Raw genomic sequence first — 23,969 nt, 5'->3', positions numbered from 1 at the left:
CCTTTTCTCTGGAATACCTATGAAAGGACGCCGCAACGTTGGCGAACGATACAGAAGACAAAAAACACTTCCCCACCAAGGAAGAGATTATCGAATTCATCGATATGAGCCCGACACCGGTTGGGAAGCGCGAAATTGCGCGCGCCTTCAACATTAAGGGCGCAGCCAAGATCGAACTCAAAAAGATCCTGAAAGACCTTAAAATTGGCGGCGATGTCGTCAAGGGCCGCCGGCGCTTTGACAAACCCGACCGCCTGCCCCCGGTTGAAGTTCTGGAAATTACCGGCGTTGATGACGACGGCGAAGTTCTGGCCAAACCGAATGTCTGGAAACACGAATACGAACCGCCGCTGATTGTTGTGAAATCAATTCGTCGTGGCGGCCCGAGTGCGCCAGGCATTGGTGACAAGATTCTCGCCAAGCTGCGCTATACCGGCAAGCATACCTACGAAGCCAGCATCATGCGGGTCCTTGGAAGCGGCCCACAGCGCGTCTTGGGACTTTATCGCCCCAATGAACGCGAAGGCCGCGTTGTGCCCACAGATCGCAAGGATAGCGGCGAGATCGCGGTCCCGCTTGACGACCATCCTGATCTTGAAAGTGGCGCCCTGGTTCTGACCGAAATTTTGCCGGGCAAACATTTTGGTCTGCGCAAAGGCCGGATTACCGAGGTTCTTGGCAATATCAATGAACCCAAATCCATCAGCCTTGTGTCAATCCATGCGCGCGGCATTCCATTTGAATTCCCGCCGGAAGTCGAACTTCAGGCACGTGAGTCCAAGGCCACACCACTGGGTAAACGCACTGACCTGCGTGACATCCCGCTGGTCACCATTGATGGTGCCGATGCGCGTGACTTTGACGATGCCGTCTGGGCCGAAGCTGACCCGGATCTCGCCAATGAAGGCGGCTGGCACATCATGGTCGCGATTGCCGATGTGTCCTGGTATGTGCGCCCGGGTGATGCCCTTGATCGTGAAGCGGTCAAGCGCGGCAATAGCTGCTATTTTCCGGATCGTGTGGTGCCGATGTTGCCGTTTGAACTTTCGAACGGCTGGTGTTCACTTGTCCCGCACGAAGATCGCGGCTGCATGGCGGTTGAAATGTGGCTGGATAAACACGGCCATAAACTGCGTCACAAGTTCTGCCGCGGGATGATGAAGTCGGCCGCCCGCCTGACCTATGATCAGGTTCAGCGCGCCATGGATGGCCAGCCAGACGACACCACCGGTCCGCTGGTTGATACCATCATCAAGCCGCTGTATGGCGCGTTCCATGCGTTTCTGGAAGCGCGCAAGAAACGTGGCGTACTCGAACTTGATGTGCCCGAACGCAAGATCGAGCTTAATGACAGCGGACAGATTGTCGCTATCGCACCGCGTGCACGGTTTGACAGTCACAAGCTGATCGAAGAATTCATGATCGCAGCCAATGTCTGTGCTGCTGAGGAACTTGAACGTATCAAGCAGCCCTGCATGTATCGTATCCACGATGCACCGAGCGAGGAAAAGCTTGAAGCGTTGCACGAATTCCTTGAAGGCGCTGGCTATAAGCTGAACAAGGCATCGGTCCTGAAACCGCGTGATTTCAACCGCATTCTTGAACTGGCCAAGGACACGCCAGAGTCTGAGCTGATCAACACGGTCGTGCTGCGCAGCCAGTCACAGGCCATGTACAGCCCCGACAATATCGGGCACTTCGGCCTTGCACTGAAACGGTATGCGCACTTTACCTCCCCGATCCGGCGTTATGCCGACCTTCTGGTCCATCGTGCTCTGATCGCGGGCCTTAAACTTGGTGAAGGCGGTTTGACGCCCGAAGAAGGCGAACGGTTCGAACAGATTGGCGAGGACATCTCGGGCACCGAACGACGGGCGGCCATGGCCGAACGTGATGCGGTTGACCGTTATGTCGCAGCCTATATGTCCGACAAGGTTGGGGCAGAGTTCCCCGGCAAGATTTCTGGCGTCACCCACTTTGGTTTGTTTGTTTCATTGAACGAAACCGGGGCAGACGGGTTGGTTCCGATATCCACCCTGCCCGATGACTATTACGTTCATGACGCAGCAAGCCACGCACTTGTCGGACAAAATCGCGGCAAGAAGTTCCAGCTGGGTGATACGGTTGTCGTCAGGATCGCCGATGCCGATGCAGCCACCGGATCATTGGCATTGCGACTGGCAGAACACGCCGACATTACCGCCCGCGACCTGGTTGAACGGCCACGTGGACGTCGTGGTGCGGGCAAACGGCGTGGCAGCCCCGGCGACCGCAGCCATCGCCATGGCAGCAAGCCCGGTTTCCGGTCCGGCCCGCGGGATGCAAATGGCCCGGCTGGATCATCTGCGACCAAGTCGAAGGGCAAGAAAGCAGCGGCAAAGAAAAAGACCACACCGAAAAAGCAGCGCAAGCTGGTCGCATCCAACCGGGCGGCGCGCAACGCCCCCAAACCGGGCCCAAAGTCGGATTAAGACCGAACTGCCAACACAAACAACCAAAGGCGGCCGATATGGCCGCCTTTTTGTTTTCGATACCAACGCTCCAATAAAAGCTCAGAGCATGGTTTCGATGAATTTCGCCAGGTGCTCTGCGGTTTGTTTGCCCTTGTTACTGATGATCGCAACGTTTTCAGGCAAACCTTCAAGATCGGGATGTGATGCATCGAAACTCGTCAACAGGCCGAGCTTTTTGTCTGACAGGGTCTTCATCGCAGCCAGGGCGCGGATCAGTTCGATCCCACTAAGCCCATCAAGCACAGCCGCGGTAATGACGGCATCCGGGCGCGATTGAACCACCGTTTCGAACGCCTCGACGGCCGAACGGGCCGTAATGGTGCGAAAACCCTTTTCACGCAGTGCACGTTGCAAAAAATGCCCCTGCACAGCGGTCGCGGTGACAAGAAGGACTTCCTTATCCTGCGCAACCGCAACTTCGGATGCATCATCCTGCTCATCGGCCTTAGCGCTGCGGGTCGGCAGGGAACGCAGAATACGGGTTTCTTCCTCGGCCTGGGGGTTGGTGCCACTTTCAATGATCTCACGGATCCAGCTGGTGAAATCCACAAGCGATGCTGCTTCGAGATCATCAATTTGGGTCAATTCGGCAATATAGTCCTCAAGCCGATGTGCAATCGCGCCCACCAGCGGAAAGCCGAATGATCCGGCAAGTCCTTTGACAGTGTGCGCCTCGCGCCGCAGTTCGGCAATTCCCGGTCCTGCTTCGTCCATTCCGCCGGCGACACGATCAATCGTGGTTTCAATGCGATCAATGCGTTCGATCGTGTCCTCGATGAAGTCCTGTTTCAGACCGGCAATGACTGCGTCTGCACTTCCCACTGGGCACTCCCTTGGCAACTGTTTGATCAAGCAAATGTGACCATATATACGCCCCTGAGGTGAATAGGCACGGGCGATTTTACTTGCTTGCGCAACCGAACATCATGATGATGGCATACAGTCTCAATGCCTGTTTTCGCCACACGGATCAAGAGGGCGCTGAGATATAACAGGAGTTAATTTTAAACATGAATGCCCCACACGATATTTCTCCCGAAACAAATGCCACCACCAGCAACCAAAGCAGCGGTCGACTGATGACCGGCTTGCGCCGCGGATTTCGCCGCAAATGCCCGAATTGCGGGCACGGTTTTGCTTTTGGTGGCTATCTGAAGCTTCGTTCCGAGTGTGATGTTTGCAATCACCCGATCGGGGAATATCGCTGTGATGATGCCCCGCCCTACTTCACGATCTTTCTGGTCGGACACATCGTGGTCCCGGGTGCCTTGGCGATGGAACAGAATTTCAGTCCGTCGATGGCACTGCAACTTTCGATCTGGCTTCCGGCCACCTTCGCATTATGCCTTGGCTTTCTGCCCTTTATCAAAGGGGCTGTTCTTGGCACTCAATGGGCCATGCGCATCAAAGGATAGTCGTTGGCAGAATGCCAATTTTTCCAGTAGAATGCGTAGGTTATCTCGCCTGAATTAACCGGATTGTTTAATTGGTCGCACTTCGCGTAGCACAGAATACATATGACAATCCCGACGCAGGAGTGCGACGTTTGCGGCGCATCTGTGTCGCCGTCGGGTTATGTGTATTGCAGGCTGCCTGTACCACTTCAGACCGGATGGCAGTGACCTCGCCTGATGATCTGCAGACGCGCGAACTGATTTCTCAAACAATCGAACTTGTCGCAACACGCTATATCGATCCGATCAGCCGTGAACAGATCCTGGTGAGTACCCTTGATGGGCTCTCATCGATTGACGAAAACATTCGCGTCGACATCACCCCGAGTGATCTGGTCTTGCAATATGATGACCGAACGGTCGGCAAAATTGCCCTGCCGGCGTCATCCGACGGCATGGTGGATCACGATAACCTTCAGATCTGGTCCGAAATCACGCTCACCGGATTGGCAAGATACCGGGCACATTCGGCCAAACTGCGCAGCACGGACACCAAAGACGTCGAGTCTGCCCTGATCAGTGGTGCGATCCGCAATCTGGACCGTTACAGCCGCTATGAGGGGCCGGTACGTGCAGAAAACGCGCGCAACCGTCGTGACGGCTACATTGGCATCGGCGTTCGTGTCGTTGGCGGAAGTGGCTACCCTGTTGTCAAACTTGTTCATGCGGAAAGCCCGGCTGCGCGTGCCGGACTGCATCCCGGCGATCAGATCCTGACCGTCAATGGCGAGGACATGTATGGCAAAGCCAGTCGCTATGCTGCCGACCTGCTGCATGGCGAAGAAGGTACATCTGTCCTGCTTGAAGTGAACGCAGCCAAGAGCAACGCCATCACCCCCATGGAGATACTGCGTGAACGGGTGATTGACCGGACCGTATTCGATGATGTCCGTGACAATATCCTGATTGCGCGTGTCAGCAGCTTCAACTCAGCAACCGCGTCAACGCTTGCCGACAGCATTATGAAGGCAAAACTTTATGGTGGTGGCCTTCACGGTGTTATTCTCGACCTTCGTGGAAACCGTGGCGGACTTCTGCAACAGGGCGTTGCCGTGGCTGACCTGTTTCTGGCAGATGGTCCGATCGGAAAGACATTTTCGCGTGTCACAGCCGCACGTCACATATTCAAGGCAGAAACCGGCGATTTGACCAATGGCGCGCCGCTGGTTGTCCTGATTGACGGGCGCACAGCCTCTTCTGCCGAACTGGTTGCAGCGGCCCTTCAGGATCGCCATCGTGCTGTGCTGATCGGGTCCACAAGCTTTGGCAAGGGGTCGGTTCAGGCAATCAATGATCTGCCCAACCATGGCACATTGACCTTTACCTGGTCGCGTATGACCGCCCCTTCTGGATACACCTTTGACAGAATCGGTCTTTTCCCGGCCATCTGCACGAAATCCGGCACAGGTAGCACCGCAATTCACAAGGTGGCGAACGCCCTGTCAAAGCGCGATGAGACGGCCTCGGTGATGATGAAATGGCGCAAGCTGGACTATCAGGACGAAAAGAGCAGACGGGAACTACGCAGCGTTTGTCCGGCCAACACAAATGGCGAAACATTTGATGTCGAAGTTGCACTTGAGCTGCTGAAAAATAACCGTGAATACAAGAATCTGGCCTATGTCGGACAAGAGGAAATCGCTGATACTTTTGCCAGCCAATAAAATTACATTCTTTTTTCCAAAATGGCTTGACACTCTGCCGATAACCTTTATGTTCCGCCGCCTGAGATACACCTGAACACAGGATGCAGAGACATGGCGAAGCCCGCTTCGATCCTCGTAAAGTTGGTAAGCACCGCAGACACCGGTTACTTCTATGTTGTTAAGAAGAACCCGCGGAATACCACCGAGAAATTCCAGTTTCGCAAGTACGACCCGGTCGTGCGTAAGCACGTCGTGTTCAAAGAAGCGAAAATGAAGTAATCTGGTTCTTCGGAACTTGATTGCAAAGATTTAAAAAAGACGTGTCCTTCGGGACACGTCTTTTTTTGTTTGCACTTGCCTGTTTCAGGTCAAATGCCACCTACTGCGATATCAGCCAAAGCGTCTGTATCCCGCCGCAGCAAGCAGCAACCAGCCCCCAATAAAGGCAAAGCCGCCGATCGGGGCCACTGCACCAAACGCAGAGATACCGCCAAAGGCAATGGCGTACAAAGACCCGCAGAAGAAAACGATCCCGACAAGCATTGCATAGGCGGCAATGCGCAGGAACTTCTCATCGGGCACATGATGAACCAGGCCTGCAATCGCGGCCAGGGCAACAGCATGCACAAGCTGATAATGCGCGCCCTTCTCGACCAGGCCGCGTGCATATTCCATTTCGCTTCCAGCCATGCCATGGGCGGCAAACGCCCCCAACGCAACCGCCATCGCACCATTCAGTCCGGCCATAACCACAGAAATACGCATCAGAGGTTCCCTTACAAAGAAGTGCAGTTGTTTCGAACAGATTAGACATCAACAAATCCGTCCGCCATGCGAAAACGCAAAAAAATGGCCGTACAACAAGTGTACGGCCAGTAACTCTCTTGGGGGAGATGTGCCGGAACATTTAAATGTCCGCCACACCAATACCTTTACCTGTCGATCATCCTCTTCTCTGTGACAGTCATCACATGAAGACAAAAAAAATCATACAAATACGACCTAATGAATTGACTCACTTAGGAATTCTTCAAGTCGGCGCACATCCGGGACGAAAAGACCGGTCTCAACCTTTGTCACAAGCTGACGGCGTCCAAGTGTACTCATGACGCGTGCAACGGTTTCACGCGATGTGCTGACCCGCCCGGCGACCTCGGAATGAACCGGAACGGGTGACAAAAGTGCCGAACCGTTATCGTCACAAACATTGTTGGCACGGCGCAAAATTTCCGCCACGACGCGTTCGTTGGCGCCAAGTGTGCTGACATCAACAATTCTTCGGGTCGAGTTCCGAACAATTCTGGCCAGTTCGCTGATCACGTTCCAGGCAACTGACGGGTGATTTTTGACGACCTTTTCAAAGTTGGCCGGGCTCAAAATACCGACACTAGTATCGTCAACCGCAATTACACAGGCCGAACGCGGCTGCCCGTCAATGGCAGAAAGCTGGCCTACACAGCCGCCTGCCCCGATTTCCTCAAGGGTGATTTCACGCCCCGAAAGCGAGTAATTAACGATCCGTACCCGCCCGGACAAAATAAGGTAAACGTCCGAACTATCTGATTCCGGTTCGATAATTTGCGTCCCGGCCGCAAACGTCTTTCGGTTGACGTGGCGTTCGACGTCTGCAATCGCGCTCTCATCGAGATCCGCGAAAATGCCGACCACTGATAATTTAACCATATCCCCCAAGCTTCTCACTACGGTGTTGTTAGCGTCCGGAGCACAGACCCCCTGCGTTCCCTCACATCTTTTACTGTCCCGGACGCAATCATAAGCAAACAACTTCAGACTGACAATCATTGCCAAACCAAAGTCGGACTCCCACATGTGATTGGACAAGATTATGCTGCATGTGCGAACATAATCGAGTTCTTTTTAATCAAGGCATATATTTGCATCGATCCCGCATCGCGAGGAGGCAGGCCATGAGTCCCGAATTGGAGATTTTCCGTCGCAGCCCGACAGGCAAACCCAAAAGTAAACATCCATTGGTGTTTGTACATGGCGCCTATACCGGGGCGTGGTGCTGGAACGAACATTTCCTGACATGGTTTGCGGATCGCGGCTTTGAGACCGTGGCGTTTTCCTTGCGCGGCCATGGCGGAAGTGGCGGCCGCGAACTGCGCAGCCTTGCATCCATTGACGATTATGTCGAAGACCTTGAAGAGGTTGTCGAGACCCTTGGCAAGAAGCCCGTGCTGATTGGTCATTCGATGGGCGGCTATGTCATCCAGAAATATCTCGAACGCCACAGTGCCGAGGCCGCCGTCCTTATGGCCTCAGTCCCGCCAGAAGGCCTGATTGCCAGCAATGCGATGATGGCAATGGCCCAGCCCGATCTGTTTTTCCATATGTTCTGGCTTCAGGCCATTGGCCCCCATACCTTGCTTCGTGAACGTCTGGGGCGCGCTATGCTGTCGCCTGATATCGCCGAAGATGAAGGCATGATCTATTTCGGACGGCTCGAAACAGAAAGCCAACGGGCGATTACGGACATGATGGGCGCCAACCCGATCTTCCTGACAAAGGATGAAGCGCCAGCCATGCTGGTCATGGGCGCGCGCGACGATGAAATCATCCAGAGCGAACTGATCCACCACACAGCCAAGCGCTATGGCGCGGACTATGCCCTGATTGATGACATCCACCACGCGATGATGCTCGATAAAAACTGGGAAAAGGTCGCCGAAACCATACTGGAATGGCTTCAGGTCAAACTCGTTAGCCAACAGCGCAGCAAAGGTAACAAGACAGCAGCCTAGGCAACCTAAACTGGATTTTTACTGCACATTTGCACCCGCATCTGCGACGATGCGGGTGTTTGCTTTTGAGCGCCCCGACAAACGAAATACCCTGCCAACCAAAACAAAGGTCTGGAACATGCCCCTTAACGCTCCTGCATCTTTCGAAACAGTCAAACTTCGCCCACGGCTTCTGACAGCCCTTATCGCTGCGGGTTTATGCGTCTGCCTTGGTCAAAGTGCTATTGCCCAGCAAACAACAGACGCCGTTGCGCCTGAGGCAAGCACGGCCGGTTCCTCGTCTCAAATGCGCAAGGCCGCCACTGCCAGCAACTGGATGATTAGTGCTGCCAACCCGCTGGCAGTTGAGGCAGGTGCTAATATCTTGCGATCTGGTGGCAACGCCATTGATGCGATGGTCACCATTCAGACCATGCTTGGCCTTGTCGAACCGCAATCGTCCGGGCTTGGGGGCGGCGCGTTTCTGGTTTACTTCGATGCAGCGACTGGAAAACTGACCACGCTTGATGGGCGTGAAACCGCGCCTCTGAACGCAACACCGACGCTATTCCAGGATGAAAACGGTGAACCGCTTAAGTTTTATGATGCGGTTGTTGGCGGCAGGTCGGTTGGTACGCCCGGAACCCCTGCCCTGATAAAGGCTGCACACGAAAAGTGGGGTCAACTTCCTTGGAAGAGCCTGCTCGACCCGGCAATTGATATCGCCACAACGGGCTTTGAAGTTTCTCCACGTCTTGCTGCCTTGATCGCCGATGATCAGGAAAAACTTTCACGCGATCCCGAAGCAAAGGGCTATTTCTTTGATCAGGATGGCGCGCCACTTGCGGCCGGTACGGTTCTTCGCAATCCGAAATATGCCAAGACCCTGCAAGACCTGGCGACCAACGGGATTGTGAACTTCTATCAGGGTCAGATCGCACAGGACATTGTCGATAAGGTCGCAGGCGCCAGTTGGAACCCCGGCGTCCTGTCACTTGCCGATTTCGCCACGTATCACGTCAAGGAACGCCCGGCCGCCTGTATCGAGTATCGCGATCATGATGTGTGCGGCATGGGACCACCTTCTTCGGGGGCGCTAACGGTCGGACAGATCCTTGGACTGGTTGAACCCTATGATATCGCCGCGATGGGCCCTGAGTCTGCGCAAAGTTGGCGTTTGATCGGTGATGCATCGCGTTTGGCATTTGCCGATCGCGGACGTTACATGGCAGATATTGATTTTGTCCCGATGCCATTGACGGGCTTGCTCGATAAAACCTATCTGGCGGAACGATCCAAACTGCTTGATCGGGATACCGCACTTGAATCCGTCGAACCCGGCATGCCAAGCTTTAGCCACGCCATGAAATTGGCCGACGACGAAGCGATTGAACTGCCAAGCACCAGCCATTTCTCGATCGTCGATATCTATGGCAATGCGGTTTCGATGACGACCACGATTGAAAACGGATTTGGTTCACGCCTGATGGTGAACGGCTTTATGCTCAATAACGAGCTGACCGATTTCTCGTTCAAGACCCATTCCGATGGCGTCCCTATTGCCAACGCCTTGGCACCGGGCAAACGCCCGCGTTCATCCATGGCGCCCACCATCGTGATGAAAGACGACAAACCGGTAATTGTGACCGGTTCACCGGGTGGATCGCGCATCATTGGCTATGTCGCCCAATCGGTTATCGGGATGATTGATTGGAACATGTCGCCCAAGGACGCCATCGACATGCCCCACCTGGTCAACCGGTTCGGCACCTTTGATCTTGAGGCCGGTACCGATGCCGAAAACTTGGCCCCGGCACTGGAAGGCATGGGCTTTAAGACCGATATCCGCGATCTTAATTCCGGCATTCACGCCATTATGATCACCGAAGACGGCCTGATTGGCGGGGCTGATTCCCGCCGCGAAGGCATAGTGGTTGGTGAATAAAGAGATCCTGGGTAAACAAAAGAACGGGCAGCCCAACACGGCGCTGCCCGTTCTTTTTTGATGGACACTATGTCCGCCAGCTACGCGGCAGACATCCAATCGGCCAACAGGCGATAAAGGTCGCGATGGTCGGTCGCAATATGGTGCGCACCAGCGTCAAGAAGGTAGTTGGCCGGCGTAATATCGACAAGACCGATGGTCGTCGCACCGGATGCAACACCTGCGCGCACGCCATTCTGGCTGTCATCGACAACAATGCAGTCCTTGATATCGACACCGATTTTCTGTGCGGCCAGCAAAAAGACATCCGGATGCGGTTTAGGGTTTTCGACATCATGTGCCGAGCAAACCCGCCCTTCAAAACGTTCTTTCAAGCCAACCTTGGCGAGCGATACATCCATCTTGGCATGTGGACCGTTGCTGCCAATCGCAATGGGAATGTTGTTTTCTTCCAGCAGATCTAGCACCGGATCAAGATGTGCGAATGGCGTCAGATCGTTACGAAAGGCCGTAAACGTACGTTCGTAGCATTCAGACAGCCAGTCTTCTGGTAGCGTAATGCCAAACATATGTTCCATTTTTGGCGGCACCATCGCCAATGTGCCACCAATGAAAAGATCATGAGTCTTCGCCATATCCATGTCGCAGCCATAATCGCAAAGCTGATCTGTCAACACGCGACACGCCAGTGTTTCGGTATCGACCAAAACACCATCACAATCAAAGATCACACCCCGAACAACAGGCTTTTTCATGGATTAATCCCTTATCAAGCAGCTAGTTCGGTCCAGCGCGCTTCGTCATAGGCGACCGTCCGTGTCGATCCGAAATCAACAACCGGACGTTTGATCACGGTCGGATTGGCGGCAAGCACTTCAGATGCGGCGGCACCGCCCTGCTCCAATGTCGCTTTGTCGTCGTCACTCAGGTTGCGATAACTCGGCCCGCGCTTGTTGATCAAAACCTTACCCCCGACTTCATCAAGCCAGCCTTCAATGGTCTTGGCGTCAATCCCGTCAGCCCGGAAATCATGGAGCTTGTTTTCAATACCCTTGGCCTCAAACCATTTCAGGGTTTTGCGGACAGTATCGCAGTTCTTGATGCCGTAAATCGTAACCATATCAAATCCTGTACTTTAATATCTTCGGGATGCTGCCATGCATCGCGCAATCGGTTTTGACCCTAAATCCCGGAACCTATATAAAGACCGCGCTTGGAATACAGCAACCCTCTTCACCCGGCTTTGACAAAAACGGTAAGCAAATGACTGTTAATCGGCGTATTTCCGTCGCCCCGATGATGGATTGGACGGATCGGCATGATCGCTATTTTCTGCGGCAGATCAGTCGTCATACGTTGCTTTATACCGAAATGGTCACCACGGGTGCCATTCTTCACGGCGGCGTGGAACGTCATTTGCGCTATAACGACGCCGAACACCCGGTTGCGCTTCAGCTTGGCGGCAGCGACCCGGATGATCTGGCGCGCGCCTGTGAAATCGCCAATGACTATGCCTATGATGAAATCAATCTGAATTGCGGTTGCCCGTCTGATCGTGTGCAGAACGGCGCCTTTGGTGCCTGTCTGATGGCAACGCCAGATGTCGTTGCGAATTGCGTGAAATCGATGATTTCAGCCAGCAACGCCCCGGTCACAGTCAAAAACCGCATCGGCATTGATGATCAGGAAGACTACCCGTCGCTCAAACGCTTTACCGAAACGGTTGCCGAGGCTGGCTGCAAGACTTTCATCGTTCATGCGCGCAAGGCGTGGCTCAAGGGCCTTTCGCCCAAGGAAAACCGTGAAGTTCCGCCGCTAAAATACGAATTGGTCTATCAGCTTAAACAGGAATTCCCGGAGCTTGAAATCCTGATCAATGGTGGCATCAAGACGCTTGATGAAACCGAAGAGCATCTGAAACATGTCGATGGTGTCATGATCGGGCGCGAGGCCTATCAGAACCCATACGTTCTGGCCGATGTCGACCGGCGTTTTTATGGCGATGATGCCAAGCCCCTGACACGCCATCAGGTGGTTGAGGCCATGCTGCCCTATATCGAAGAACACCTGAAAGAAGAAAACGGCACCATTGGCCATGTCACCCGCCATATGCTGGGCCTGTTCCAGCAAATGCGCGGTGCAAAACAATGGCGCCGTTATCTGAGCGAAAATGCCCATCGCAAGGGTGCAGGTACGGAAGTCGTCCGTGAAGCCCTGGCCCTTGTCCCTGAACAGGATGACGAGGTCCTGTCTGCATGACGGCAAACGATGTCACCATGCCAGCGGAGGGTGATGAACCAAGACCTGCCGGCGAAATAACCTGGCAGGATGGCAATGTGCCGTTCTCTCCGCATTTTGGTGATATCTATTTCAATCCCAAGGATGGGCTTGCTGAAACGCGCTATGTGTTTATTGAGGGCAACACCCTTCCGTCTGCCTGGCAGGACCGCGAAAGCTTTGCTATTGGCGAAACCGGCTTTGGCACCGGACTGAACTTTTTGGCCGCGTGGCAATGCTGGGATAGTGATCCCAAACGATCCAGACGCCTGCATTTCGTTTCCGTTGAAAAATACCCATTGTCGCGCGATGACATGATCCGCGCGCACCAGCGCTGGCCGGAACTATCGCAATATTCCAAACAGCTCGCCGAAATCTGGCCGCATGAAACCATGTTGCCCGGCGTGCACCGTTTTTCCCTTGCCGATGGTGATATCAGTCTGACGCTTTTGATCGGTGATGCGATTGAATGCTGGTCTGGCTATGACGGGAATATTGATTGCTGGTTTCTTGATGGCTTTGCGCCCGCGCGCAATCCCGATATGTGGCACCCGGACTTGTTTGCTGCCCTTGCCGGCGCGTCCAACCCGCGCAGTGCGAGCCTTGCGACTTTTACTGCCGCACGCATTGCACGTGACGGTCTGGAAAGTGCGGGATTTGAAATCAGCAAGCGCAAAGGGTTTGGCTATAAACGTGACATGATCACGGCAACGCTTTCGGCACCGGTTGGTGACAGCGACGATGCGTCGGACCTTTTCGAAATCGCCGATGATCCTTGGTTTAACCTGCCCCGCCCAAAGAAAACCAAATCTGTCGCCGTTATCGGTGGGGGGCTTGCCGGTGCGGGCTGCGCGGATGCCTTAAAGGCGCGTGGCGTTGCCGTAACCCTTTTTGAAAAGGCCGATCAACTGGCCAGCGCGGCATCAGGCAATCCGATTGGCATGTTGGAGCCCTATCTGACCGTTGATGATGCCATCATGGGCCGGTTTTATGAGGCTGGTTACCGCTTCAGCCATCGCAAGATCAAAAAACTCGCCGATCAGGGGTTGGTCGAGGCCGATTTCTGCGGCGTGATTGATCTTGCCACCAGTGAACGCAAACATGAACGGCTGGATGGCCTGATCGCACGCCTTTGCGACAAACCCGACCTTGTCGAGGCGCTTGACCGTGATCAGGCCTCAGAACGATTTGGCCTGCCCTTGCCCTATGGCGGTGTTTTTTATCCATCCGCAGGGTGGGTAAATCCGCCGTCGGTGGTGCGGGCCTTTTCTGATGGAATTGATGTGCGGCTTTCAACGACCATCACGGCCATTAGCAATGCTGAACAAGGCAAAATCCTGACGGCTGAAAACGGGGATTCCTATGGGCCTTTTGACGCTGTAATCATCGCCGGTGCACTTGAAACGCAAATGCTGGATCAGACAATCTGGCTTAAAGACCACCTTAATCCTGTTCGCGGTCAGATCAGCTTTCTGCCAGAAGAAATCGTGGCAAACCTTGGCGATGGTTCCGCCATTAATTGCGTTCTGAGCCACAAGGGCTACATCACACCAGCGCGTGATGGCATGCATGTATTTGGAGCAACCTTTGGGCGTGACGATGCGCAGATGGACCTGCGCGAAGATGACCATGCGTTTAACATAAACCAGCTTGGAAAAGTTTTGCCCGATGTTGCGGCAATGCTTTCGCCTGACATGCTTCAAGGGCGGGCATCCTTGCGCACGACAACGGCGGATCACCTGCCCCTGATCGGACCTGCGCCGGATTTTGACGCCTATCTTGCGTCATATGGCGACATCGACAAGGGCAAAAAAGGCGCGCGATATATCGATGCGCCCTACCACAAAGACGTGTATATCTGTACCGGGTTTGGGGCCCGCGGACTGATCGGCGCCCCGCTCGCCGCTGAGATTCTTGCCAGTGAGATTTGCGATATGCCCCTGCCTCTGGAAAAAGCGCTGATGCACGCCATTCATCCGGCGCGTTTCATCATTCGCGGCCTCAAGCGTCGGCAACTCACCGCATGAACACGCCAAACGCCACACCATCATCGAAACCGTTACCAGCCACCGATCCGGACCGGATGAAAACGGCGGCAACGCTGGCCTTGTTCTTTTCGGGGCTGTTTTTGATTCAGGGTGTTTTTCTGCCCTATTGGCCGGTCTGGCTGAAATCCCAGGGGTTGTCGGCGGCCGAAATCGGGATTTTGCTATCATTGCCGAACTGGGTGCGCGTCTTTGCCGATCCGTTGATTGCCCAACGTGCTGATCGCACCGGCAATCGCAAGACCCCGATGATGTGGCTTGCCGGGATCTATGTTTTATCCATTCTGGCCTTCCCAATCTCGAGCGATTTCTGGTGGCTTGCCGCCCTTTCAGTTGTGATCGGCTTTACCTTCTCGCCCCTGCTGCCGCTTGGCACGACCATCACGGTGCACGAATGCAAGGCGCGTGAACTTGATTATGGGCGCGTGCGGCTGTGGGGTTCGCTTGCCTTCATTCTGGCGTCCTATGGGGCGGGCTGGGTTCTGGATGGAACATCAACAGAATGGATCGTCTGGATGCTGTTTGTTGCGGGCATCGTGAATTTTGCCATTACCACCCGCATGCCCGACCCGCAGACAGATCGCCCGCTCAGGTCCGGTTCTTCGCTGATGTATCTGCTGCGCAAACCGGTTTTTCTGATTTATCTTGCCTGCATCGGGTTTGCCCAGGGCGCGCATGGCACCTACTACGCCTTTGCCTCCGTCCATTGGGAATCAGCCGGTTATTCGCATGAAATGATTGGCGTTTTCTGGTCAATTGGTGTGATTGCCGAGATCGTTCTGTTTGCCGTCGCCGGGCGGTTTGTCCGTGGTCGTCATCCGGGTATTTTGTTTGCGATTGGTGCGGGATCGGGAATTTTACGCTGGATTGTACTGGGCACAACAGACAATCTATGGTTGATTATTTTGGTTCAACCCCTTCATGCCATGACATTCGGGATCACGCATTTGGCCGCTGTCAGTTTTATCGCCCGCGCCATACCCCAACAACTTGCCACCTCCGCACAAAGCCTGATGGCAACACTGTCCATGGGCGTTTTCCTTGGTAGCAGCATCTGGATTTCCGGCCCGCTGTATGAACAGTTCGGATCGCAGGTCTATTACCTGATGGCGGTATTTTCGGCGATTTCGATGGGATTTGCGATTGTGCTGACACGAGCCTGGCGCGGAGAGGATCAGACTTTTTGCAACTGATTAAACTTACCGGCACGAACCAAAAGACAATAATTTTGAACTCAAAGGGGCCTTTGATATGACCTCGATGCCGTTCTCTCTAAGAATGCGCCGCTTGAAACTTGGTTTGAAAACACTGATTGGCGCTGAGCCTGCCGGCTATTTCATTCCTTACCGCTATGCCAGCGAGACGGCAAAGGCCGTCGATCGCCCGACCTACCCGGCAATCGAAACCATGATGGATACCGCCGCCCCCACCATGAAGGCGTGGTTGACCAAGGCTGCCAATTATCACGAAGCGTTTGCCAGCTTCGGCAATGCCACTCCGCCGGAGCCACGCTGGCAACAAAGCTGGTTTCCGCGCCTTGATGGGATGATGGCCTATGTCTTCACCCGCGAATTTCGCCCGGACCGGATCATTGAAATCGGATCGGGTCATTCGACACGGTTTTATTACCGGGCGATCAAGGACGGCGAACTGGATACGGCTTTTCATGCGATTGATCCGGCACCACGCGCCGATATCGCGAAGCTTCCGATCACCGTCGAACGCACCATCGTGCAAAAGGCCGACCCATCGGTTTTCAAAACCCTGACCGGTGCGGATTTCCTGTCGATCGACTCAAGCCACATCCTGATGCCCGGTACCGATGTTGATCTGCTGTTTTCATCGGTCATTCCGACCCTGCCAAGTGGGGCGATCATTCATATCCACGACATCACCCTGCCCGATGACTATCCGGAAATCTGGCAATGGCGCGGATATAACGAGCAACAAGGGGTCGCAGCCCTTCTGGCTGGCGGCGGGTTTGAAATCATGTGGTCAAGCGCATATGCGAAGACCCGCATGTGCGATGAGGTCGACCAATCCATAGCCAACGGCATTCACCTTCCCGAAGGCGCGCATGAGACCAGTCTGTGGCTGCGCAAAAAGTAATCCTTACTTTGGGTGTGCATGCCTGAAAACAAGGTCATTCGGATCAGGCCGCTGCGCGGTCTGGTCCAAAACGGCACCAATGCGTTCCGCCAGAGTAATAGAACGATCATTTTCCGGTGCGATGTAACTGACAAGCGTTGGCAAGCCGCGCACGTTAAACGCCCAATCACGCAAGGCCGTTGCTGCCTCAAACGCATATCCCTTGCCTTCTGCATCCGGATACACAAGCCAACCTAATTCATATTCAGGGAACGGAGGCCCAAAATTGATGCCCACTTGACCAACGCAATGACCGGTCGATTTCTCATCCATCATCAGCGCACCAACGCCGAACAAATCCCATTGAGCAGCATCGCGACAAAACATAGCCCATGCACCCTCAGTGTCATATGGGCCGCCCATGTGTGCTGAGTGCTTTGACGCAAGCATGGACGCGTAATCCGGCCAGTCGTCAAACGACATCCTGCGCAGTATCAGGCGTTCGGTCTCAATCCTAGGGGCCTTAGACGACATAATCCGCTCAGTTCTTGTAGGGGTCGGCTGCATCCCGCAGCCCGTCGCCAAGGAAGTTAAAGGCGAGCACCACGACAACAACCGGGACAACCGGCAACATCAGCCAGGGATAAACCGCGACCGCATTGATGTTTTGCGCTTCATTGAGCAACACCCCCCAACTGGTCACCGGCGCGCGCAGGCCAAGCCCAAGGAAGCTAAGCGCGGTTTCACCAAGGATCATGTTCGGGATCGACAGCGTCACCGATGCGATCAGGTGGCTGGCAAAGTTCGGCAGCAAGTGACGTGCAATAATCCGCTTGGGCTTCGCCCCCATCAGGCGTGCTGCCAGTGCATAGTCCTCTTCACGAAGCGCAAGCAGTTTCGATCTCACTGCGCGGGCAAGTCCGGTCCAGTCGATCAGACCAAGGATAATCGTGATCCCGAAATAGATTAAAATCGGGCTCCAGGTCACGGGCAGTGCGGCCGAAAGCGCCATCCAAAGCGGAATTTCCGGCAAGGAACGGATGACTTCAATCGCACGCTGGGCTGTTGAATCCACCCAGCCACCGTAATAACCGGCCGCCCCGCCAATCAGGATACCAAGAAGGAAACTGACGGAAATACCCACCAGACCAATGGTCAGCGAAACCCGCGCGCCATAGATCATGCGTGACAACATGTCCCGACCAAGCCTGTCGGTGCCGAACATGAACAGCGTACCGTCTTCTGACGGGCAGACGAAATGGAAGTCCATATCGATCATGCCCCAGAATTCATACTCATCCCCCGAACAGAAAAAGCGCAATGGCTCTATCCGGTCCGGATTGACCGTGTAAGTCGGTTTGAGAGTTTCCATATTGACGGAGAAATCGGTGCCATAGGTAAAAGGCCCGACAAATTCGCCGTCATGGAACAGATGAACACCCTGTGGCGGATGATGGATATATTCCGAATTGCGGGTTTCCTGCGCATAGGGAGCTATGAACTCGACGATAAAGACCGACGCGTACATGATCGCCAGAACAATCAGTGAAAAATACGCCAGCCGGTGCCGTTTCAAACGCCACCACATCAATTGCCACTGCGAGGCAAGGAAATACTTTTCCTGCTCAGGCGTCAGTTCCTCGCGATCCCAGGGATCAAACGGTGCTGAATCAACAAAATGTTCGTTGCGCTTTTCGGTTTCCTTGCTCAATTGCCAACCCCTCCCTGCAGACGAATGCGCGGGTCAAGCCAGGCAAGCAACACATCGGAAACAAACATGCCCACAACCGTCAAAAGGGCCAAAAACATCAGGAAGGAACCTGCCAGATACATATCCTGACTTTGCAATGCCGTGAGCAACATCGGGCCCGTTGTGGGTAGTGACATCACCACCGACACCAGAACCGACCCCGACACCACCTGCGGCAGGATGTTACCGATATCTGCGATGAACGGGTTAAGCGCCATGCGCAGCGGATACTTAAACAATACCTTGGTCGGTGACAGGCCCTTCGCGTGGGCCGTAACCACATATTGCTTGCCCAATTCATCAAGCAGGTTGGCGCGAAGACGGCGGATCATGGCGGCAGTCCCTGACGTCCCGATCACCACGACCGGTGCCCAAAGATGTTCAACAACCGACATCATTTTGGCCAAAGACCAGCCTTGGTTAATGTATTCCGGGTCCATCAGACCACCGATTGATGTCCCGAAAACGACGTTTGCGTAATAAAGCAGGATCAGGGCAAACAGGAAGTTGGGCATGGCAAGCCCAAGGAAGCCCAGCAAGGTGAACCCGTAGTCGCCCCAGCTATATTGACGGGTTGCCGAATAGATCCCGATGGGGAAGCTGACGATGTAGATGAAGATCACCGTGCTGAAATTCAGTACCAGCGACAGCCAAAGCCGATCACCGACCACATCGCTCACAGGCAGGTTATATTCAAACGAAAAGCCGAGATCGCCTTGCAACAATCCCCAGGCCCATTCGGCATATTGAATATAAATCGGCTGATCCAGGCCGTACTGGCGTTTGAGAAACTCGATCTTGGCCGGGTCAACCGCCTCGCCCTGTGCTTGAAGCTCGTTGAGATATGTGGTCAGAAAGTCGCCGGGCGGCAGCTGAATGATGACAAACACCAGCACGCTGATCATAAACAGCGTGGGTATCATCACGAAAAGCCGTCTTGCCAGATAAGTCAGCATCGGCGCTGTTGCTCCCCCAGGTTGTTTCACGCCATTCCCTCAACGACGTAAAACAACACGTTTTTAGTTAAAAGATTACCGATCCCACCAGAAGGTCTCAGGCCGATAAATCCCAAAGAACGCACCCGGCTCCCAGCTATGGATGCCTTTTTCGGGTACGTTGCGCATGTCCTTGTCGATAACGACCGGTTGCGGCACGTTGCCGATCAGGCCGATTGAGAACATGTTTTCCGAATTGATATCGAGAATGGCCTGCCATGCTTGTTTCTGGCCCGCTTCATTGCTGGTTTGCCACTTGCGATACTGTTCCATCAGTTCCTTGGCGGCTGGCATATCGGGTGCTTCACCCGCCTCGCCGTCCGTTTGATAATACTGCCCCCATTTCGGCCATTGCAGGCTGTCTTGCAGGACAGGAACAAATTCATCAGGGGCAGTGTTGGGCGTCGCAAGGCCGTTATCAATACCGTTGAAAATCGACATGATCGTCTCGCCGGTATAGGCACGGTTGCGCATCACTTCGCGCTGCAGGCCCTTGACGAACAGCTTGATGCCAACCTGACGCCAACTGTCGCCAACCAGTTCAAGCATGTCGTCATGTTCGGGGTTTTCCCCGGACGTCTCGACAATGATTTCCATCGGACGTCCATCAGGCAAAAGACGGATACCTTCGCCATTGCGTTCATCGAGGCCCATTGCATCAAGCAGTTGGTTTGCAGCCTTGACGTCGAAATCGGTATAGCTTTCGCGATATTCCGGCTTGAATAGCGGGCTTTTTGGCAAGACGGTATTGTTGGTCGGCTGCGCCAAACCAAAGAACATGACCCGGTTAATTTCGGTGCGGTTGATCGCCAAGGACAGTGCACGACGGAAACGCACATCGCGCAGAACTTCGCGCCAGACCGGATCGCTGCAGGTCAGGTTGGGATACAATGCGGCATAAGCCCCCGCCCCGACATCCCAAAGACGCACATCATAGTTCTGATTGGCTTCGGATTGCTTCAGGAACGTATAGTCCTTAAGCGACAGAATCCTGCTTTGCAGATCAACCTCGCCCGCGCCGACTTTGGCCGGGACCAGCTTTGCGTTCGAAATATTGAAGATCATCCGGTCGATGTAAGGAAGCTGGTTACCTTCCGGATCGACGCGGTGATAATACGGGTTACGCACGAAGACAAAGCGATCAGAGGGCTCCTCTGTCGTGATCAGCCATGGCTCCAGCGACGGGCGATGAATGTTGGAAAGCTTGTAGGGACGATCAATGTCCGTATGCAACACAGCCCAGCTACGCAGACCGCGTTCTTCAACCATCGCCTGAAGTTCGTCCGCATCACGATAATTCTCATGGAACTGTTTCAGGTAGTGCGCCGGGCGATAAATAAATGGCGGGCGGGTTGCTGCCAGTTCGGTCAGGAAAAACGGGTTTGGCTGTGACCAGCTGTAGCGAACGGTATATTCGTCAAGAATTTCAAAGGTTGCCGGTTCATTCCCGACAAACAGGAAACGCGGCGGTCCGACCGGAAACAGTTCGTCATTATTGACGATATCTTCCCAGTAATAGCGGAAATCCTCGGCCGTGAACGGCTCGCCATCCGACCATTTGTGACCTTTGCGAATGTGCAATGTGAAGACATTGCCTTCTTCATTCACATCAAGCGCTTCAAGGATATCTGGACGCAGGTTCAGGTCCTGATCATAGCCGATCAAGCGGGCATAGCCATAGACAACCGCCATACGGATATCTTTGGACCGCCCCATGATGGTGACAAATTCCCCACCATATTTGCCGATTTCCTTACCCTCACCCGCAAAATCAATCACATGCGGATGTTCTGGCAGGCGGTCGTTCATTGCAGGCAAAGACCCGCTTGCGACCGCATCCTCGAAATAAGGGACTTCTGCATGCGCCGGTGCGACCAGGACACTTGCCGCCAGAAAACCTGTCGTCATCACAAGGCCAGAAAAGGCACGATGAATTCTAGACATCGACGGGTTTAACACACTGATCATATTGCGATCTCCGTAAAATCGGCACGTTCGGCACGAACAAAGTGTTCTTCTGCGACCTGCATCATCTTGGGCTCGCTGGTCTGGTTGATCGTGAACGGGGCTGGCCACCGGGATGGATCAGATGCCTTGCCATCCATTATCTTGTCGAAATCAAGCAGATGATCTAGATCGGCAAACGGCACGGCATGCAGCAAAGCCTGCGTGTAGGGATGCATCGGGTTCTTAAACAGTACTTCGCGTGGTGCGGACTCAACAATCCGCCCGGCACACATCACGGCAATCCTGTCTGCAACGTAATCCACGACCGCAAGATTGTGCGAAATGAACAGATAGGTCAAATTAAGATCGCGCTGCAAATCTTTTAAAAGATTAAGTATTTGCGCCTGAACCGACACATCAAGTGCCGATGTCGGCTCATCAAAAATCAACAAGTCCGGCTTCAGGCTGAGCGCGCGCGCAATCCCGATACGCTGGCGCTGCCCGCCCGAAAAGCTATGCGGATACCGGTTCAGAAAACGCGGATCAAGACCAACCAGGTCCATCAGTTCCAGCACCATTTTCTGTCGATAGCTACTATCCCCGACACCGTGAATAAGCATGGGTTCGGTAATGATATCCTGAACCGTCATTCGCGGATTAAGCGATCCGAACGGGTCCTGAAAAACAAATTGTATCCGCTTTCGGTACGGATTGAGCTGATCTTCATCAAGCCCTGTCAATTCAGTCATCTGTCCACTTTCACCGCGAAACAGAATGGAACCTTCATCCGGGCTCATCGCGCGCATGATCAGTTTGGAAAGCGTTGTTTTACCACAACCACTTTCACCCACCAGACCAACGCATTCGCCGCGATTAACAGTCAGTGAGACTTCGGACACTGCGGGCACAAGGCGCTCTTCGGATTTGATCCAGTTACCCTTGCGCGTGGTAAAGCTTTTGCTGAGATGGCGAACTGCCAGAACCGGCTCGCTGGCCATGGTCGGATGCAGGGCCAAAGTTGTCGGAACATCGGATGTATTTTGTTGTGTATCGCCATCGCCCGCACTGGCAAGCAGACTGCCGGTTTTCGGCTTGATCTCGCGCAGCGGACGCAATCTTTCGTTCGGCCCCATATCAAAGTGCGGAACCGCCGCCAGCAATGACCGTGTATAGGCATGGCCGGGATTGATGAACACATCGTCGGTTTTGCCAGCCTCGACCACCCGCCCGTCATAGATCACCACCATCCGGTCAGCCATATTGGCAACCACACCAAGATCATGGGTGATCAACAGAACCGACATCTGTAACTCTGCCTGCACTTCCTTGATCAGACGCAGAATTTGCGCCTGAATGGTTACATCAAGCGCGGTTGTCGGTTCATCCGCAATCAGCAAGGCCGGACGACACACAAGGGCCATCGCAATCATTGCGCGCTGGCGCAGGCCACCGGAAAGTTCGAATGGATAAGTTTTCAGCGAACGCTTGGGCTGCGGGAAGCCGACCAGTGTCAGCATTTCAACGGCAAGTTCACGCGCCTCGGCCGATCCGACCTTGCGATGAAGTTTGACGGCCTCACATATCTGATCGCCGATTGTGTGGAGTGGTGACAGGGAACTCATCGGTTCCTGAAAAATCATCGAAATCCGGCCACCGCGAATGGCGCGCATGTCAGAGCCCGAACGATCAAGCATGGCGATATCCACCCGGGTTCCGGGCTTTTTCGGATCGGCAAAGATGATAGATCCTTTGGTGACCTGGGCCACCTTTGGCAACAGGCCCATGATCGCCTGCGAAATGGTACTTTTGCCCGATCCGGACTCACCAACCAGTGCCACGGTTTCCTGTGCACCGATGCGAAAGCTTACATTCTCGACAGCCTTGACACGCATGTGCGGCAGTACGAATTCAACTTTCAGATCCTTGATGCGCAGAATATCGGTCATTCTAGTTGATACCACCGTGTTTGCGTTCGGATGCAGCGGCCTTAACCAGTGTTTCGGCCTCATCCATGCGCATCAAGTTTGTTCTTGTGACGTCATCGACAAGCAGCTGGTTATCTTTCGCCCAATCACGAGAAATTTCAAGGAGATCATCAAAACCGTCCAGTGTTGATTCTGCGACAATTTTCGCATCCCCTGCCTGCAGGGTCAGCTCGAACCATCCCTTGTTGCCATCGCGCTTGGTACTAAAGTAACGCAAGCGGAACTTTGAAAGTTCCGGCCAAGCAAAAGCCGTTCCACCGCGCAGGCTTGAAAGCCGAATGCCGTATTCCGAAACATAGATCTTTGACTGGAAGCGGATAACCGTGCGGGCAAAATAGAAAACGAACAGCAAAGCAAGCCCTGCCGACGTCCATTGAATGATTGCGAGCATCTCGGGAATCAGCGCGATAACCCCGCAAATCAGCAGCCCGACAATTGATTTCGCCAAATCCGGCGCCATCAATTTGGATGGATAGCCCATCGTCTGAACTTCACTGTCACCAACACCTGCCGGCTTTACCGGGTCCACGGTGCTTGGCACACTGGGGGCGCTGGGGGCCTGTGCCTGTTCAGGTTCCAC

General features: G+C 54.1%; 21 protein-coding genes. 10 read left to right on the top strand and 11 right to left on the bottom strand.

Annotated features, from left to right (window positions below):
• Positions 1-38: 38 nt before the first annotated feature.
• Positions 39-2,471 (top strand): ribonuclease R, encoded by a 2,433-nt coding sequence (gene rnr / locus AC5Q5A_RS05070; protein ID WP_493894562.1) that lies wholly within the window; start codon positions 39-41, stop codon positions 2,469-2,471.
• A gap of 81 nt (positions 2,472-2,552) precedes the next feature.
• Here rnr and AC5Q5A_RS05065 read toward each other — a convergent pair whose 3' ends face one another.
• Positions 2,553-3,335, bottom strand: a complete 783-nt coding sequence (locus AC5Q5A_RS05065; RefSeq protein WP_064780930.1) for an Hpt domain-containing protein — start codon at positions 3,333-3,335, stop codon at positions 2,553-2,555.
• A gap of 188 nt (positions 3,336-3,523) precedes the next feature.
• Here AC5Q5A_RS05065 and AC5Q5A_RS05060 point away from each other — a divergent pair, with 188 nt between their 5' ends.
• From AC5Q5A_RS05060 to rpmG, 3 genes are all read left to right on the top strand, one after another.
• Positions 3,524-3,928 (top strand): DUF983 domain-containing protein, encoded by a 405-nt coding sequence (locus tag AC5Q5A_RS05060; RefSeq protein WP_493894561.1) that lies wholly within the window; start codon positions 3,524-3,526, stop codon positions 3,926-3,928.
• Between the two features lie 197 nt (positions 3,929-4,125).
• Complete coding sequence (locus AC5Q5A_RS05055) at positions 4,126-5,631, top strand: S41 family peptidase (protein ID WP_493894762.1); 1,506 nt, start codon at positions 4,126-4,128, stop codon at positions 5,629-5,631.
• A gap of 93 nt (positions 5,632-5,724) precedes the next feature.
• A complete protein-coding gene (gene rpmG, locus AC5Q5A_RS05050; protein WP_008890790.1) occupies positions 5,725-5,892 on the top strand; it encodes a 50S ribosomal protein L33 in 168 nt (55 codons plus the stop codon).
• Between the two features lie 111 nt (positions 5,893-6,003).
• On the opposite strand, the gene AC5Q5A_RS05045 is transcribed toward rpmG, so the two are convergent.
• Together AC5Q5A_RS05045 and AC5Q5A_RS05040 are read right to left on the bottom strand one after the other, a co-directional pair.
• Positions 6,004-6,378: a DUF423 domain-containing protein gene (locus AC5Q5A_RS05045; protein WP_338181338.1), complete on the bottom strand. Its 375-nt coding sequence runs from the start codon at positions 6,376-6,378 to the stop codon at positions 6,004-6,006.
• A 237-nt stretch (positions 6,379-6,615) separates the two neighbouring features.
• Entirely contained in the window at positions 6,616-7,296 is a 681-nt protein-coding gene (locus AC5Q5A_RS05040) for a Crp/Fnr family transcriptional regulator (protein WP_008890792.1), read from the bottom strand.
• A 245-nt stretch (positions 7,297-7,541) separates the two neighbouring features.
• Here AC5Q5A_RS05040 and AC5Q5A_RS05035 point away from each other — a divergent pair, with 245 nt between their 5' ends.
• Positions 7,542-8,378, top strand: coding sequence for an alpha/beta hydrolase (locus AC5Q5A_RS05035; protein ID WP_063089812.1), 837 nt, complete (start codon positions 7,542-7,544; stop codon positions 8,376-8,378).
• A gap of 286 nt (positions 8,379-8,664) precedes the next feature.
• Complete coding sequence (gene ggt / locus AC5Q5A_RS05030; protein ID WP_493894560.1) at positions 8,665-10,302, top strand: gamma-glutamyltransferase; 1,638 nt, start codon at positions 8,665-8,667, stop codon at positions 10,300-10,302.
• Between the two features lie 80 nt (positions 10,303-10,382).
• On the opposite strand, the gene AC5Q5A_RS05025 is transcribed toward ggt, so the two are convergent.
• Positions 10,383-11,057 carry an HAD family hydrolase gene (locus tag AC5Q5A_RS05025; RefSeq protein WP_493894559.1) on the bottom strand — a complete coding sequence of 225 codons (675 nt, stop codon included), beginning with the start codon at positions 11,055-11,057 and terminating at the stop codon, positions 10,383-10,385.
• Between the two features lie 14 nt (positions 11,058-11,071).
• Positions 11,072-11,422, bottom strand: coding sequence for an ArsC/Spx/MgsR family protein (locus tag AC5Q5A_RS05020; RefSeq protein WP_493894558.1), 351 nt, complete (start codon positions 11,420-11,422; stop codon positions 11,072-11,074).
• Between the two features lie 143 nt (positions 11,423-11,565).
• Here AC5Q5A_RS05020 and dusA point away from each other — a divergent pair, with 143 nt between their 5' ends.
• From dusA to AC5Q5A_RS05000, 4 genes are read left to right on the top strand one after another with little or no spacing between them, the layout of a single operon-like run.
• Positions 11,566-12,561 carry a tRNA dihydrouridine(20/20a) synthase DusA gene (dusA, locus tag AC5Q5A_RS05015; protein ID WP_493894557.1) on the top strand — a complete coding sequence of 332 codons (996 nt, stop codon included), beginning with the start codon at positions 11,566-11,568 and terminating at the stop codon, positions 12,559-12,561.
• Positions 12,558-14,606, top strand: coding sequence for a bifunctional tRNA (5-methylaminomethyl-2-thiouridine)(34)-methyltransferase MnmC2/FAD-dependent 5-carboxymethylaminomethyl-2-thiouridine(34) oxidoreductase MnmC1 (gene mnmC / locus AC5Q5A_RS05010; RefSeq protein WP_493894556.1), 2,049 nt, complete (start codon positions 12,558-12,560; stop codon positions 14,604-14,606). The genes dusA and mnmC overlap by 4 nt, the downstream gene beginning before the upstream one ends.
• The gene (locus AC5Q5A_RS05005) at positions 14,603-15,817 is read left to right on the top strand and encodes a 3-phenylpropionate MFS transporter (protein WP_493894555.1); all 1,215 of its coding nucleotides are present in this window, start codon (positions 14,603-14,605) and stop codon (positions 15,815-15,817) included. The genes mnmC and AC5Q5A_RS05005 overlap by 4 nt, the downstream gene beginning before the upstream one ends.
• A gap of 58 nt (positions 15,818-15,875) precedes the next feature.
• Positions 15,876-16,733 carry a class I SAM-dependent methyltransferase gene (locus AC5Q5A_RS05000; RefSeq protein WP_493894554.1) on the top strand — a complete coding sequence of 286 codons (858 nt, stop codon included), beginning with the start codon at positions 15,876-15,878 and terminating at the stop codon, positions 16,731-16,733.
• Positions 16,734-16,736: 3 nt separating this feature from the next.
• On the opposite strand, the gene AC5Q5A_RS04995 is transcribed toward AC5Q5A_RS05000, so the two are convergent.
• The 6 genes from AC5Q5A_RS04995 to AC5Q5A_RS04970 form a co-directional block, all read right to left on the bottom strand.
• Positions 16,737-17,246, bottom strand: a complete 510-nt coding sequence (locus AC5Q5A_RS04995; RefSeq protein ID WP_493894761.1) for a GNAT family N-acetyltransferase — start codon at positions 17,244-17,246, stop codon at positions 16,737-16,739.
• 7 nt (positions 17,247-17,253) lie between these two features.
• Positions 17,254-18,423, bottom strand: a complete 1,170-nt coding sequence (locus tag AC5Q5A_RS04990) for an ABC transporter permease (protein ID WP_493894553.1) — start codon at positions 18,421-18,423, stop codon at positions 17,254-17,256.
• The gene (locus tag AC5Q5A_RS04985) at positions 18,420-19,418 is read right to left on the bottom strand and encodes an ABC transporter permease (protein WP_063089838.1); all 999 of its coding nucleotides are present in this window, start codon (positions 19,416-19,418) and stop codon (positions 18,420-18,422) included. Before AC5Q5A_RS04985 ends, AC5Q5A_RS04990 begins: the two co-directional genes overlap by 4 nt.
• Before the next feature lie 75 nt (positions 19,419-19,493).
• The gene (locus AC5Q5A_RS04980; protein ID WP_493894552.1) at positions 19,494-21,425 is read right to left on the bottom strand and encodes an ABC transporter substrate-binding protein; all 1,932 of its coding nucleotides are present in this window, start codon (positions 21,423-21,425) and stop codon (positions 19,494-19,496) included.
• Entirely contained in the window at positions 21,422-23,350 is a 1,929-nt protein-coding gene (locus AC5Q5A_RS04975; protein ID WP_493894551.1) for an ABC transporter ATP-binding protein, read from the bottom strand. The genes AC5Q5A_RS04980 and AC5Q5A_RS04975 overlap by 4 nt, the downstream gene beginning before the upstream one ends.
• A 1-nt stretch (position 23,351) precedes the next feature.
• Positions 23,352-23,969, bottom strand: a complete 618-nt coding sequence (locus AC5Q5A_RS04970; protein WP_493894550.1) for a hypothetical protein — start codon at positions 23,967-23,969, stop codon at positions 23,352-23,354.

It is taken from the genome of Thalassospira sp. CA1, from assembly GCF_059052855.1.
This window is presented reverse-complemented; position numbering and strand designations above follow the sequence as displayed.